General features: G+C 37.5%; 11 protein-coding genes. 1 reads left to right on the top strand and 10 read right to left on the bottom strand.

The window, feature by feature from the left end:
- The first annotated feature begins 298 nt into the window (after positions 1-298).
- Positions 299-2,074 carry a glycerophosphodiester phosphodiesterase family protein gene (locus ABC357_RS10090; RefSeq protein ID WP_412887379.1) on the top strand — a complete coding sequence of 592 codons (1,776 nt, stop codon included), beginning with the start codon at positions 299-301 and terminating at the stop codon, positions 2,072-2,074.
- 212 nt (positions 2,075-2,286) lie between these two features.
- Here the strand turns inward: ABC357_RS10090 and ABC357_RS10095 are convergent, their stop codons facing one another.
- The 10 genes from ABC357_RS10095 to ABC357_RS10140 form a co-directional block, all read right to left on the bottom strand.
- Positions 2,287-3,303 carry an oxidoreductase gene (locus tag ABC357_RS10095; protein ID WP_412887380.1) on the bottom strand — a complete coding sequence of 339 codons (1,017 nt, stop codon included), beginning with the start codon at positions 3,301-3,303 and terminating at the stop codon, positions 2,287-2,289.
- Between the two features lie 216 nt (positions 3,304-3,519).
- On the bottom strand, positions 3,520-4,431 hold the full coding sequence (locus ABC357_RS10100) for a PTS system mannose/fructose/sorbose family transporter subunit IID (RefSeq protein WP_412887381.1): 912 nt from the start codon (positions 4,429-4,431) through the stop codon (positions 3,520-3,522).
- 21 nt (positions 4,432-4,452) lie between these two features.
- On the bottom strand, positions 4,453-5,253 hold the full coding sequence (locus ABC357_RS10105; protein ID WP_412888631.1) for a PTS mannose/fructose/sorbose transporter subunit IIC: 801 nt from the start codon (positions 5,251-5,253) through the stop codon (positions 4,453-4,455).
- A 43-nt stretch (positions 5,254-5,296) separates the two neighbouring features.
- Positions 5,297-6,271: a mannose/fructose/sorbose PTS transporter subunit IIA gene (locus tag ABC357_RS10110; protein ID WP_412887382.1), complete on the bottom strand. Its 975-nt coding sequence runs from the start codon at positions 6,269-6,271 to the stop codon at positions 5,297-5,299.
- 450 nt (positions 6,272-6,721) lie between these two features.
- Positions 6,722-7,096 (bottom strand): DUF956 family protein, encoded by a 375-nt coding sequence (locus ABC357_RS10115; protein WP_412887383.1) that lies wholly within the window; start codon positions 7,094-7,096, stop codon positions 6,722-6,724.
- A 270-nt stretch (positions 7,097-7,366) separates the two neighbouring features.
- Positions 7,367-8,575, bottom strand: a complete 1,209-nt coding sequence (locus tag ABC357_RS10120) for an MFS transporter (RefSeq protein ID WP_412887384.1) — start codon at positions 8,573-8,575, stop codon at positions 7,367-7,369.
- Between the two features lie 675 nt (positions 8,576-9,250).
- Positions 9,251-10,663, bottom strand: a complete 1,413-nt coding sequence (bglH, locus tag ABC357_RS10125; RefSeq protein ID WP_412887385.1) for an aryl-phospho-beta-d-glucosidase — start codon at positions 10,661-10,663, stop codon at positions 9,251-9,253.
- A gap of 72 nt (positions 10,664-10,735) precedes the next feature.
- The gene (locus ABC357_RS10130) at positions 10,736-12,583 is read right to left on the bottom strand and encodes a beta-glucoside-specific PTS transporter subunit IIABC (RefSeq protein ID WP_412887386.1); all 1,848 of its coding nucleotides are present in this window, start codon (positions 12,581-12,583) and stop codon (positions 10,736-10,738) included.
- 130 nt (positions 12,584-12,713) lie between these two features.
- Complete coding sequence (licT, locus tag ABC357_RS10135; RefSeq protein ID WP_412887387.1) at positions 12,714-13,562, bottom strand: BglG family transcription antiterminator LicT; 849 nt, start codon at positions 13,560-13,562, stop codon at positions 12,714-12,716.
- A 766-nt stretch (positions 13,563-14,328) separates the two neighbouring features.
- Entirely contained in the window at positions 14,329-14,946 is a 618-nt protein-coding gene (locus ABC357_RS10140; RefSeq protein WP_412887388.1) for an FRG domain-containing protein, read from the bottom strand.
- Between the last annotated feature and the right edge of the window lie 9 nt (positions 14,947-14,955).

Genomic DNA, 14,955 nt, shown 5'->3' on the forward strand with positions numbered 1-14,955 from the left:
TTGCTTTTTAATTGGGACGACTAAGCCAATCAAACAGACAAATGAGTATAAAAGGAAGCAAAGCATATTCGAAGTCAACCCAATCAAATCCCCGCCAATAGCAGGCCCTAAGGACTGGCAGACAAAATAGCGAGGCTGACTCTCGTTAATGGCATTTCCCTTATTTCGATTACACTTGATCACCACATTATCATTGATACTCGAATGTTTCCAAATGTTTAAGCTCATTAAACGCATGTAAAAGAATGGCCAAGCCCATACTATGACCATACAAAGACAACTTTGAGAGGTACCTGTTATGAATAGACATATTGCATCTGTTAAACAGCTGCTGTTTTGGAATTGGAAAAATCTATTGCTTTTTGCGATTTTATACGCACTTTTTGGCCTTTTGTTTCTATACCCACTGCTCCGCTCCATACTATTGGCCACCATTCAAGAGGCGCATTTACAGTATTTAACCGCTCAAAACCTGTATACATGGATTTCTGCACCTACTACCATTCCACTATGTTTATTAACCGCTATACTTCTTGGAAATTATATAATGATCGAATTCGCTGTATTGATTACCCATTTTGATTTTGTTAGACGCGGAGAAAAAATCGGTTTTTTCAACATGGTCGGTTCCGGCATTAAAGAAGCGAGCCGTATTTTCTGGCCGGCAAATTGGCTGTTTGTACCGTTAGCACTCGTTCTCTTTCCACTAACCTCATTTCCACTACTAACTGATTTAACGGTGAATCTACGAATTCCTGAATTTATTATTGATTTTCTTCGTGAAAAGCCGCTTCTCTATCTGTTTTATCTCATGGTCCTTCTGGCCATTCATTTGATTGTATTCTACCTCTTTTTTTCTTTGTGTTTTTTTACGTTAGAAAAGCTGAACTTTACACATTCTTGTAAGCGAAGCATCCAATTGATCCAGGGGCGGCTCTTCAAGATATTCCTTTCCTATGTGTGGTGGATGGTGCAGGTTCTTTTTTTGGTTTTATTGGTCATCACTGCCCTTTTATTACTATTTGTGATAAGGGTAAAAATGTTTGAAAGCGATCCAGTAACAGCATTCTTGGATGACTTTATGGTGTGGAAGCAAATCTCTTTCCTCCTCTTTTCCATATTTACGTTAGTTGGAACGTTCTCTTTTATGTGCTATACATATTTTCAGCTAACGAATAAATGGAAGATAACGGAAAGGAAGAACAAAAAAATAAAATGGGCCAGTTTTACCTTCTCAGCCATTCAGGTTTTGGTCATTATTTTTCTTACTGGGATGTACTTAGATTATCGAAATGGGGCTTACTTTTTTTATGACCGCCCACAGCTGCACATAACTGCCCATCGTGCAGGTGCTGCATTAGCTCCAGAAAATACATTGGCTGCTCTAAATCAAGCCATTGAAGCCAAAGCCACCATGGCTGAAATCGACGTGCAACAGACCAAAGATGGAAAATTAATTGTAATGCATGATTCCGACTTCAAACGGGTTGCAAAAGTGCCTAAAAAAGTATGGACGGTAAGCGCTGAAGAAGCACAGACTTTCGAGGTGGGAAGCTCCTTTTCCAAGAAGTTTAAAGGAGAAAAAATACCTTTGCTTGAGGAAATGATTAAGGAAGCAGACGGTAGAATCAAATTGATGATAGAACTAAAAATGAATGGACATGATAAACAGCTTGTGAAACGGGTGTTACAGGTCATACAAAAAAACAATTTTACGGACCAGTGCATCGTAGCAAGTATGGATGCACGTCTTCTTCAACAAGTAAAAACCATGGATCCCACAATAAAAACAGCCTATATTACAGCTGTTGCGTACGGAAATCTTCACCTTATGAAAAATGTAGATGTATTTAGCATAGAGGCGTCATTTGTTAATAGTGACCTTGTTGCTTCTCTTCAAAGCACAGGAAAAGAGGTCTTTGTATGGACAGTCAATGAGAAGGATGCCATTAACAGAACGATAACCATGCCCGTGAATGGCCTTATAACCGACAATCCCTATCTTGCAGCTTTTTATTATCAGCTCAATATTCTTCATCCATTTGCAAAAGATATTATTCAGCTATTTTTATAATATAATCAAACAAAATAATAAGAAATGCGCGAAGGCTTTCTCCTCCCTCACAGTGGGATGCTAATTTATGGCAACGGGGAACGCGGACAAACACATCATGGTGTTGGCATGTACAGTATTCATATAATAGAAGCGGCCTTAGCTCCCCGGAAACGAGCGCTAAAGCCGCTTAAAGTTTTTTATGTTGACTATCCACTTAACAGGGCCGTTCTTCACTTCACCTTTTTTATTCCTGTTTCTAATATCTCCATTTGCATAAGTGTCTGTTCATCTGTAATCGTTTTATCTTTGCCATTCATGATCGCCTCATATAAATCATCATACACTCTTCCATAATCACCGTTGATGGACTTCACTTTTTCTTCGTGGATTGTCCCTTCTTCATCGATATAGGTCAGAACACCATAGTGTTTTAATGTATCTATACCAAAATCTTTATGATCCGGCATGTAAAACAATTTCAAATGCTCTTCCTGGCGATCTTTCGTTTCTTTTACGAAGCATCCCTTTTTACCATGGACCACAAAGCTTGGTCTTTCTTTTAGTCTAAAATAACTGGATTTCACTGAAACTTTTACTCTACCATAGTATAAATCCAAATCGAAATAATCATTCATTCTTCCTTCCCCTAATAGTTGCCTTACATCATACTGGATATGTTCGGGCCTGCCAAAATAGCTGATGACCTGATCCAATGTATGACAGCCATGGCCGTATAGAAAGGACAAAGCAGGGTCGGAGGTATGAGTGGACTCTGGTACTTCGGGACGAAAATAGTCATAATGCATTTCTACTTCCAGTAAATCTCCCAACTTCCCTTCTTCCAAGACCTTTTGAACGGTTAAAAAATCACTGTCGAAGCGTCTGTTCTGGTACGCTTGAACAATTAACCCTTTCTCTTTTGCCATTGCGAATATTTCTTTTGCCTGCTCCGATGTTTCCATAAACGGTTTTTCAACCAAACAGTGTTTATGATGTTCTAATACTAGTTTTGAGTATTCATAATGGCTATCATGTCTTGTGCAAACGACAATGAGCTGTATTTCTTTGTCATGTAAAAGTTCATCCATATCAGAAGTATAATGGACTCCATCAATCCGGTCCCAACTTTCATGATCAGGATTTCTTTGATAAATCGTCTTTACCTTTATATGGTCTCTTTGCAAGACGAACGGCAAATGATATCTGTTTGTGCTTTTTCCATTTCCGATATAACCAATAGTAAGCATAGCGGCCTCCAAACATTTATTTTTTATTGACTGCCTTCTGTAAGGGCAAAAGTTTCTTTTGCTTGATATGTATGAAACGGGTTCAATGGCAAATGTAGCGCAGGCATATGAAAAGCACCACCCAAAATGATGAGCTCATATCAGGAGGTGCTTCACTATTTGTTCTGCAGACTTACATACCATTTTTAATAAAGACTGATCAAAAGCCCTTATTCATTACATGATATGCAATACGTGGAATACAACACCAACCACGAACAATCCTAGGATCATAATGATTGGAGATACTTTCTTCTTAAGAAGCCACATGCATAGAAGGGTTAACAATAAACCAGCTAATCCAGGGATTAAGCTATCTAAATTGTCTTGTAAGGTCGTTACTTTAACATCGCTTAACGAGAGCCCGGCCGATTGTTGTTCCAATGCCGTTTTAACTCCTTCGGCCCCGGCAGGCAATTTATCCCAATCGATATAGGCGCCTTTATCCAGCTGAACGGAAGATACGGTAGGCGTAAATACGACAGATACCCAACGGTTAACTAACGCACCGAGTATAAACATACCGAGTATCGAGGCGCCCTTGGTAATATCTCGAAGCAAGCCGCCAGATAAATCATCAGTGATTTTAGATCCAGCTTTGTAGCCAAATTCCTGTGTATAAAAAGTGAATCCCATACGGATAAGATTCCATAATACGAAGTAAAGAATCGGTCCAAGTATATTACCAGTCATAGCAAGAGAAGCCGCCAACGCACCAAGGATCGGTTTAACCGTGAACCAGAAAACCGGATCACCGATACCAGCCAAAGGCCCCATCATACCGACTTTGACACCTTGAATCGCTACATCGTCAACCGGTGCGCCATTTGCGCGTTCTTCTTCAAGCGCTAAGGTAACACCAAGAATTGGTGAAGCTACATATGGATGAGTATTAAAGAACTCTAAGTGGCGTTTTAAGGCAGCAGAACGGTCTTCTTTCGTTTTATATAATCGTTTGATAGCAGGAATCATTGCATATGCCCAACCACCGTTTTGCATCCGTTCATAGTTCCATGAACCTTGGATGAAAGTTGAACGCCACCAAACAGAAATACGATCTTTTTTGGATAATCTCAATTCTTTTTCCATTTTTTCTCCTCCTCCTTCTTCTTAGTAATCATCAATAATAGCGCCTAATGGATCACCAGTGTTGCCATTTCCGCCATTACCAGAACCGCCTTGTTTAGAAAGAGCTAAATAGATGAGTGCAAGAGCTACACCGATAGCACCTAAACCAATAAGTGTGATTTGTGAAACAGTCGCCAATACGAATCCGATTGCAAAGAATGGCCATACTTCTTTTGTAGCCATCATGTTAATAACCATTGCATAACCAACGGCTACGACCATTCCCCCGCCGATCGCCAAACCGTTTGTCAACCAACTTGGCATAGACTCAAGCAAATCTTGTACCGGACCTGCCCCAATGGCTAAAATTAATCCAGCCGGGATGGCAATACGTAATCCTTGCAAGCAGATAGCGGCGATATGCCAAAATTCAACTACTCTGATATTTCCTTCTTGAGCTGCAGCATCCATAAAATGGACAAATGCTGTCGCAATCGTACGGACAATAATTGTCAAAAGTAAACCTGCAACTGCAAGTGGAACAGCAATCGCGATAGCAGAAGATACTCCGTTTTGACCTTGTCCACTTAAAACTAAAATGATAGCAGATGCAACTGATGCCAACGCAGCATCCGGTGCTACGGCAGCTCCAATATTTGCCCAGCCTAAAGCGATCATTTGAAGCGTACCGCCTAAGATCAGACAAGGTACAAGGTCTCCTGTAACTAAGCCGATTAACGTACATGCAATGATTGGCTGATGGAAATGGAATTCATCCAAAATTCCTTCTACACCAGCTAAAAATGCCACGAGAACGACTAATATTATTTGAATAACCGTCAAATCCATGGTGCTTCATCCTCCCTTTTTTTCTTGATACATATGATTACTGTTGTTTGTTTAACTCTTCTTGAGCTTTCTTGATAATGTCATTCATGTTGCCTTTTGAATCATTCGGGACTTTTCGTACATCAAATGTCACACCAAGTTCTTTTAATCTAGCAAAAGCCTCAATATCTTCTTGGCCGAAAGCCAGCACCTTATTCGGTTGTACCTTGCCAGGTGAGTGTGCCATAGATCCAACATTGATTGTCTCCAATGGAACGCCGCCTTCGACCGCTCTAAGTGCATCTTGTGGATTTTCGAAAAGAAGCAGTGCACGCTGGCCCCCGAAATGTTGATCATCTTTTGCAAGTTCAATCATTTTATGTACAGGGACAACGTGAGCCCTTACACCTGGTGGAGCAGCTTGTTGAATCAATTTTTTACGAAGCTCATCCTTAGCTACCGCATCAGAGACAACGATGATACGAGTAGGCTGTGTTGTTTTTGTCCAAGCGGTCGCTACTTGCCCGTGAAGCAAACGAGAGTCGATGCGTGCTAAGACATATTTAAATGTACCAGGGGCGCCTGCAGTTGATTGTTGGGCAGCTGCTGCAGGTGTATCAGTTGGTGCTGGTTCTAATTCTTCAGGTCTTACTCTAACCCCTTCCTTAGCAGAACCCAGAATACTCGCAGCAATCTCATGCGCAGTGTTCATTGAAAAACGTGATGCAAACGATTCAATCAACATCGGCAAGTTCAAACCGGCAACGATTGCCCATTTGTCGTTGTGCTCTTCAAACAAGCTGTTGGCTTGGTTGAAAGGAGTGCCGCCCCAAAGATCGACTAAGAATAATACTTCATCTTGGTTATCGAAAGATGCGATTGCTTCTTTCATTTTTGCCTTTACATCATCAGGCCCTTCACTAGGCATCAATGTAACAGCTTTCACATTTTCTTGCGCTCCAAAGATCATCTCTCCAGATTGCAAGATACCATTAGCAAATTCGCCATGACTAGCAATGATAATTCCTACCATCTTTTTACCTCCTATACTATTTTTTACAACCAAACACACAAGAACTCTTCAAATGTGTGTTTTCTAACCACCGTAACGCGTTACATGTTCGACAAAAAAGGCACGAGCGCAGTGTTGATGGAATGAAGTTACAGGTATAAACGCCCCCTTTTCCTCACCAATCAACACCCTCTACTCATGCCTGATCGAATTAGTAATACGTAAAAAAATTAAGGCGATGGTTATTTAGACTTGCATTTCGAAAACTTCAATCAATTTTCTCGGTAATTATAGCACGTGATAATCCGCTCTCAAAAACATAATTTCCCATTGATTGCTTTCTAATTGTATACTACTTTGGAAATTGTGCGCAAATTATGTGCACCGCTTCGAAAAAACACATCGAAATTTCACAATTGTGGCTTTTTTCAACAAAAAAAGACAAGTTCTATACCTGTCTTTTATACAAAACTATTTCTTTTTAAATGTATTTCCCACACCGCGTTTGATTACATCAAAGAAACTTAATGACGAAACCATTTTATCCGGATCCACATGCTTACGAATCGTCCGCAACACTTTTTTCGGATTTTTAGAAGAAAATGTATACGATCCATTTCGCTTCGTTTGAATCGCGTAACGCGGAATCCATTTCCCTTTGAACATGATAGAAGCAATCACATAATCAACTTCTTCCCATGGAATTTGAATATACTTGCGTGCATCACGATCATTGAAAAATTCAAATCCTTTGTCGCCAACCATCAATTTGCCATATTCCGGAAGACCCACATGTGAGGCTGCATCAATAACTAAATCTGCTTTTGTATTAATTGATTGAACCATTTTATGTACTCCATTTCTGTCTGTTAATACTCATTATTATACGCATTTTTTCAATTTAAGCCAAAATCTTTTTAAAAATTAGAATAAATTGGATGCGTGATTCTATTAATCTGTAATAAAGAATTTAAACAATATTAAACCCTGAACAAAAATTAGAAATGCTGGTTTAACAGGAAGTAACCACCTACCGGCTTCCTAGCAGTAGAGTGTATCATATATAAAGGGCCTGATTCCTATTTCATTGGAATCAGGCTTTATAAACTTACTTTGTTATATCGTTTCGCTCACATTCTCTGAATCATCTCTTTTAAGCAATAACATGATCGTAAAGGAAATACAATATAAACCTGCTAAGTAGAGCATCGCAACTTTCATATCATAACTTTGTAGAATATAGCCGACAAGTACTGGTGAAAAACCGCCTATAGCTCGGCCAAAGTTAAAAATTGTGTTTGTTGCTGTACTTCGAATTTGAACGGGATATAGACTCCCAATCAACGCCCCGTATCCGGCGAACATTCCATTTGAGAAAAATCCGACAATTGCACCACCAATTAATACACCCACACTACCTGTGGCATAAGAATATAAAAACACAGCACATGCTGATGCAATTAGGAAGACACCAAAAGCACGCTTTGCGCCAAATCGATCTAAGAATAGCCCAAAGGATAACATGCCAATAATCATGCCTACAGCTGTACTAATTGTCCAAATGGCAGAACCTGAAACAGATAAACCTTGTGACTGTTGCAACATCGATGGCAGCCAAATCATTAACCCGTTATAACCGGCAATTTGAACAGTTGCCATTATTATTAATGAAATTGTTGTAATCGCTGTTCGTGGTGTTTCAAACAATTGGACCAACTTGCCTTTTTCATCTTTCTTACTAGCCTCTTTCTTTTTCTGAGCAGCAAGCCACTCAGGTGATTCATCTAAATTCTTCCTTACGATAAAAGCAAAAATAACAGGTACTACACCAACGAAGAACAATGCTCTCCACCCTAAAGTAGGAAGAATAATCGCACTTAGCAATGCTGCTAAAATGACACCATATTGAGCACCTATACTGACATATGAGGACGCACGCCCTTGTTTATTTTTCGGCCAAGCTTCTGCAACAAGCGCCATACCAATACCATATTCTCCTCCGGCACCTATTCCTGCGATAAATCTAAATAGGTATACTTGTTCAATACTAGTGGCTAGTCCCGTTAAAGCTGTACCAATTGCAAAAACGATGACAGTATATGTGAAGACCTTTACCCTTCCATACTTATCTGCTAGAACTCCGAAAACAATTCCTCCTAAAAGCATCCCCATATTCGTTATAGAAGAAATAAGTCCTCCAGTTGCTAAATCAACGTTAAATTCTGCAATAATCATTGTCATCGCAAATGAGATAAACATGATATCCATGCCTTCTAGTGTTAAACCAGCTACCGATGCGACCACGGTTTTTTTACGATAATCCATTCTGCTTTCCCCCAATATGTTCATGTGAAATGAATCTCTTTTACTTACGAATGAATGGATGTATCTTTATAAAACTTTTCCATTCTCCTTTTAAGTCTCACTGGACTTCCTTTAAAAGAGAGACGTTAGTTGTGTCATCACAGCTAAACGGCAAAATAAAATGCCCTTTCGTCGAATTAGACAAAAGGGCATGAATAAACAAAGATATTATTAATATATAACTAAAATATCAAGTTGCCCTTTTCAGCCTCTCTGGACCATATTAAAGGTTAATAATTTCAAAAGATATTTTAGCAGAATTATCTAAATGTTTCAATATAAAATTTGTTTTTTTTAATACGATTAAGCTCAGATGATATTCTCTTGAAAAAAGAATCAGTCGAATACCGCGATCTAATAGACAAGCAAATCAAAGAAAACTACAGTAAAAAACACAACGATTAATGCATATTCTTACGCAAACGAATGCTGCCATTCTTATAAAACAAGGAGTAAACCCTAAAATCGTCAGTAAGCGATTGGGACATGCGAATGTAGGGATTACGCTAGATATCTATAACGCATACTGACTTAGAGATGCAACATGGTACGGTAGTTAAATTGGGCCAAATATGGGCTAAAAGTTAAAAGGATAGTCGCAATCAATCTTTGATTGCGACTATCCTTTATACATTCTTACTTTAACTCTTCACCATTAGAAGCGATGACTTGCTTGTACCAGTTGAAGCTTTTCTTTTTGTACCGTTTTAATGTTCCATTCCCTTCGTTATCCTTATCTACATAGATAAAGCCATATCGTTTTTTCATTTCAGCAGTAGAAGCACTTACAAGGTCAATAGGACCCCATGTAGTGTAGCCGATTAAGTTAACACCATCCGCGATAGCTTCCTTCATTTCAGCAATATGGTCACGGAAATAGCTTATACGGTAATCGTCATTTACGGTCTCATTTTCTAATATATCAACAGCACCAAAACCATTTTCAACGATAAATAAAGGAATTTGGTAACGGTCGTATAACGAATTTAAAGCAATTCGAAGGCCTTTCGGATCGATTTCCCATCCCCATTCAGATGCTTCTAAGTACGGGTTTTCTACGCCTCCTAATTGTAAGTTGCCATCAGAAGCCTTATGTTCTTCAGGAGTTGCAGAGGCCGTGCCACTGTTGTAGTAACTGAAGCCTAAAAAGTCTACTTTATGTGTACGAAGGATTTCTTCATCGCCAGGCTCCATTTTAATTGTAATGTTATGTTCAGCAAAGTAGCGTTCAGTATAGGAAGGATAATAGCCACGAACTTGAACATCCGTGAAGAATACCGTTTCACGGTCTAACATCATAGCGGTCCAAACGTCTTCCGGATTACATGAATACGGATAAGTTGGTGCATAGGCAAGCATACAACCAATTTTACTATCCGGATTAATCTCGTGGCCTACCTTTACTGCCAGAGCGCTGGCAACGAATTGGTGATGGGCTGCTTGATATTGCGTATCTTTTACATTTTCACCTTCCTCAAATTCAAGTCCACCACCAGTAAATGGGGCATGAATGACAAAATTAATTTCATTAAATGTCATCCAATATTTAACTTGATCTTTGTAGCGAGTAAAAAGGGTTCTAGCATAACGCTCATAAAATTCTATGAGTTTACGGTTTTTCCAGCCTCCATAATTTTTCACTAAAGCAAGTGGCATTTCATAGTGAGAAATAGTAACAATAGGCTGGATGTTGTGTTTAGCTAACTCAGTAAATACGTCATCATAATATTTTAAGCCTTCTTCATTTGGTTCTAATTCATCGCCATTTGGAAAAATACGAGTCCACGCAATACTCATACGAAAGCATTTAAAGCCCATTTCAGCAAACAGAGCGATGTCTTCTTTATAGTTGTGATAAAAATCAATGGCAGTGTGGTAAGGATAATAGCCTTCCATTGAATAATCCTGTAAGTTAAAAACTCCATGCGGTAATACGTCTGCTGTAGAAAGGCCTTTGCCTTTTTCTTGATATGCACCTTCAATTTGGTTTGCCGCTGTTGCGCCACCCCATAAAAAATTCTTCGGAAAAGGTTTTGAATAGCTTTTCATCTTTGTTTGTCCCTCCAAAATATGTTCAATCAACTGGGAATGAACATAGTTCATCCCCACCAGTTAGTTGTATTAGATTACTAGGGTTAATAAATCTTCTTGTTTAGCAATTTGTTCTTTATTTGTTTCAATGATATCCATATATTGTGCAGTATTTGTAATAATTACAGGTGTTGTTAGAAGGTATCCAGCCCCTTTAATCTTTTCTATATCAAAGTCGATTAAATGCTGCCCTTTGGTTACTTTATCACCCGTTTTCACATGTGCATTGAAGTATTTTCCCTCTAATTGAACCGTATCAATTCCAATATGAATGAGAATTTCCGCTCCATCATCTGATGTAATACCGACAGCATGTCCCGTAGGGAAGATTGTTGTAATGGTACCATTTACTGGCGAATGAACTTCTCCAATAGTTGGTTCAATCGCTATTCCTCTTCCCATTGCCTCAGATGCGAATACTGCATCTTTCACTTGATTTAACGGAGTAATCGTTCCTGTTAAAGGGCTAACGATCCCTTCTTTTCTCACAAGTAATTCTCCTGCTTTAATTGTTGTATCAGTTGTTGTATCAGTATTTTGTGGTTTCTTTTTGTCTTCATAACCTAAGAAATATGTTAAAGCTGCTGCTCCACCTATTGTCATGATAATCATAAAGAAGTATGGAAGCCATGGTGTAGTTGTACCGCTTAGTGTAAATATAGTGTGAAGTGCAAAGGCATTATTTTCAGCTCCAAATGCCCCAATGAAAGCACCACCGATCGCTCCGACAATAACAACATATTTTAGTGTGCGTTTATGAGTTGCAATCAATCCATAAAGAATTGGTTCTGTTACACCTGAAAGTAATCCAGTTAGTGTCGTTGAACCAGAAAGGGCTTTGGTTTCTTTGTCTTTCGATTTTAAGAAAATACCTAATGCAATACCCATTTGAGCAAAAGTACTTGCAGCCCACATAGGATCAATTGGGTCTCCACCGTTCATTAAGTTTTCAATACTCATTGGAATAAGGGCCCAATGTAATCCAAACATAATAAGGAATACCATGGCACCGCCAACAACAGCACCCGTTAATAATCCGCTATGTTCACTTAAGAAATTAATTCCTGTAGCAATCATTTGACCTACATAGGTTCCAAAAGGACCGAACGCGATAGCAGCTAGTGGTACAATAATCATTAATGAAAGCATTGGTACTAAAAACATTTGTAAATCTTTGTATATCACTTTTTTCAAGAATTTCTCTAATTGAGCATAAATAAGCACTGAGATAAATGCTGGTACGATTTGAGAAGAATAGTCCATCAAAATAACTGGTATTCCTAAGAACGAACTTGTATCTCCATTAGCTAATAAAGCTGTAAAGTTTGGTTCTAATAGTGCGGCTCCTATAATACCACCCATGTATGGATTCGCTCCTAATTTCGTAGCTAAAGTAAAACCTATCATAATAGGCAAGAAGAATAAAATAGCATTACCAGCGGCAGATAAAATAGCATACGTACCACTTTGATCAGATAACAGATCGAACATGACTAATACGCCTAAAAGAGCTTTCAGCATACCTGCTCCTGCAAGCGGTGCTAGTAGTGGGGTAAATGTACCAGAAATTAATTCAAATATTTTTCCGGATAGTGATGTTTTTTCTTCAGATGTGTCATTAGCTTCTTTGGAGAAGTTACTGATTTTATTAATTTCTTTAAATACATCCGAAACATGGTTGCCAATTACTACTTGTTGTTGGCCGCCAGTTTGAACAACACTAATAACACCTTTCACATTTTCTAATGCTTCTTTATTCACTTTTTTGCTATCTTTTACTTTAAAACGTAAGCGAGTAGCACAATGCACTAAACTATTTACGTTGTTTTCTCCACCAATATGTTGGAGAATTTCTTTAGCCAAGCTTGTATAGCTCATATATAACACTCCTTTTATTTTATGTTTATATAAAGAAAAACCTGAATTGGTATCAATTATTCGAAATAATGAACTCGAATAAGCAATATCAACTCAGGTTTTGCCTGCCGAACAGTCACAATCCTGTAGTTCAATTATTATGTTTTTCCCGTGAAGTAATACGGTGAATGTGAAGCATTAAATATAGCATTTCATCTTTGTTTGTTTTTTTACCATAAGAAGATTCAATATATGCGTTTACCTTTTGTGTACATTGATATGCTTCGGGATATTTTGTCTTTACTTGATTATATAATTCATTCTCACCTTCAAGAGTAGATTCATTATGAGTCAGCCTATAGGCAAAATATCTTAAATGAGTAACAAAACGGCTATAATTAATTGAATTTTCGTCCAGCTCCAAACCATAATGATATTTAACAATAGTAAGTACATCATTTACCATTTTCGTCATATTCATCGTATCTTCCATATCATTTTGGTTTTGCTGAGCATTAATGAGATGAAGAGCAATCGAACCAGCTTCATCCTCAGATAGCTTATAACCCGTTTTCTTTTCAATGATTTGTAATGCGTGTAAAGCAATTTCATATTCATTACGATAGAATTTTTTTACTTCCCAAAGCAACGCGTTTTTGAGTGCAATGCCTTGTTGAAAGCGAGAAATCGAAAAACTTATATGGTCAGTTAAGGTGATATAAATATTATCACTGATTTTCCCAGGTAACTTTGATTTAGCGTAGGTAATAATCTCATCTGATACATCCAGATGTTCGGATGGAATTTCGTTAATAAGATGAGCTAATTTATCTGATAAGCCTTTTGTTTCTAAAACAAATGTTTTATCAACTATAGAAGGATCAATATCTTCACCTGATTTCTTTTGGAAAGCAAGACCTCTGCCCATAACAATCATTTCTGAATTATTATCATTTTCAACTAAGACTACATTATTGTTAAATACTTTTTTGATTTTCATCTATCATCACCTACTTATTAGCCTAAATAAAAAACCTAAATCCATACCAAAGATACAATATACTTGTATGCTTGGTATGAACTTAGGTTTTGCCTGCCGAACAGTCACAATCCTATGTGAGAATAAATAATTACTATTTGTCTTTATCTACTTGTATTATAACTAGATTTGATAACGTTTACAAGAGGTTTTTTATTAAAATAATAATCTTAAAATAATAATCGGATTTAGTATTACTACTAATTCAATCTGCTTCCTTAGTTTAATAAGAACAAGGACGTATCAGTGCAACACTCTTTTAACATAAAGCCTATAAGAAATATTTTCTAGATACACCCTACCTCCATCTCAACATGGAGGTGTTTTGTTTGTGGAAAAGAAAAACCCAAACCTCTGATATAAATGGGTTTGAGCTACGTGAAAATGATGACCCGAGATGGGTTCGAACCCCCGACCCCTTCCCTGTCAATTTTGTTTGGTGAATTAAGCTCAGTTAAATACGGTCAAAGAAGCTAGATTTAATAAGGTTTTGAGGCTTCTCAAAATCAATTCAGTTAAATAAATTTAGCTCAATAAAATAATTTGGTGAGCAAATGTGTGAGCATTTGGTTAGTAAGTGGTCTGTTATACCCGTGATAAACGATTCAATATATTACGACTTTATAAATAACAATTGATATATAGTCAAAAGCACTATCTGAGTGAATTTTTTGTTAATTAACGAGTATAAAAATCAAATATTTATTAATAAATGACTTAACTACGTTCAAAGTATTTCCTGTAATTTTTTTTCTGTCAAAAATTTTTCATAAGAGAGCCGATCAGCTAAAAAGTTTTTTTCATTTAACTTAAGTGTAGACGCATTTATTTGGAATTTTTCATATAAATAATCAATAATTTTACCACATTCATTTTGATTTATTTCAATTTTAAAAAGAAATTCCTTTGGATCTAACCTTTTGTCATTCGCCTTGTCACTTACAAAGTCCCGAAAGTCAACATAATCTAGCCCAGTATATAAAAAGGTTCCCTTTTGTTGTAATAATCTCTCATTTGCGGACGATGGATTATCAACACATATTGCAACAGGCTGTTGGTCTCTAGAGTTTTTTATGAAAGTCTTATACGTTCCTGCATTAGCTTGCTTTATCTCATATTCCCCTCGGATTAATTCATTAAATTTTAATGGGTCTAGAATCCATATACAAGCATCATTATTTCCACCATTTTGAGTAGCAAAATACAAACCCACCTCCAACGCTGTAGACCAATCAAGAAACCTAGTTGGTATTCCATAATGTTGTTCGAAATAAACTATATCCCAATCATCAAAAGCTTGCTGCTTATAATTAATTGGATGGATAGAAGTAATTTCATCTAGCATTTTATTATA

Source organism: Bacillus kalamii (genome assembly GCF_047238185.1).
Taxonomy (GTDB): domain Bacteria; phylum Bacillota; class Bacilli; order Bacillales; family DSM-1321; genus Bacillus_AD.

What these genes read in the sequence shown, in the direction of transcription:
- ABC357_RS10090 (WP_412887379.1), top strand. Translation starts at nt 299, where the DNA reads ATGAATAGACATATTGCATCTGTTAAACAGCTGCTGTTTTGGAATTGG.
- ABC357_RS10095 (WP_412887380.1), bottom strand. Translation starts at nt 3,303, where the DNA reads ATGCTTACTATTGGTTATATCGGAAATGGAAAAAGCACAAACAGATAT.
- ABC357_RS10100 (WP_412887381.1), bottom strand. Translation starts at nt 4,431, where the DNA reads ATGGAAAAAGAATTGAGATTATCCAAAAAAGATCGTATTTCTGTTTGG.
- ABC357_RS10110 (WP_412887382.1), bottom strand. Translation starts at nt 6,271, where the DNA reads ATGGTAGGAATTATCATTGCTAGTCATGGCGAATTTGCTAATGGTATC.
- ABC357_RS10115 (WP_412887383.1), bottom strand. Translation starts at nt 7,096, where the DNA reads ATGGTTCAATCAATTAATACAAAAGCAGATTTAGTTATTGATGCAGCC.
- ABC357_RS10120 (WP_412887384.1), bottom strand. Translation starts at nt 8,575, where the DNA reads ATGGATTATCGTAAAAAAACCGTGGTCGCATCGGTAGCTGGTTTAACA.
- bglH (WP_412887385.1), bottom strand. Translation starts at nt 10,663, where the DNA reads ATGAAAAGCTATTCAAAACCTTTTCCGAAGAATTTTTTATGGGGTGGC.
- ABC357_RS10130 (WP_412887386.1), bottom strand. Translation starts at nt 12,583, where the DNA reads ATGAGCTATACAAGCTTGGCTAAAGAAATTCTCCAACATATTGGTGGA.
- licT (WP_412887387.1), bottom strand. Translation starts at nt 13,562, where the DNA reads ATGAAAATCAAAAAAGTATTTAACAATAATGTAGTCTTAGTTGAAAAT.
- ABC357_RS10140 (WP_412887388.1), bottom strand. Translation starts at nt 14,946, where the DNA reads ATGCTAGATGAAATTACTTCTATCCATCCAATTAATTATAAGCAGCAA.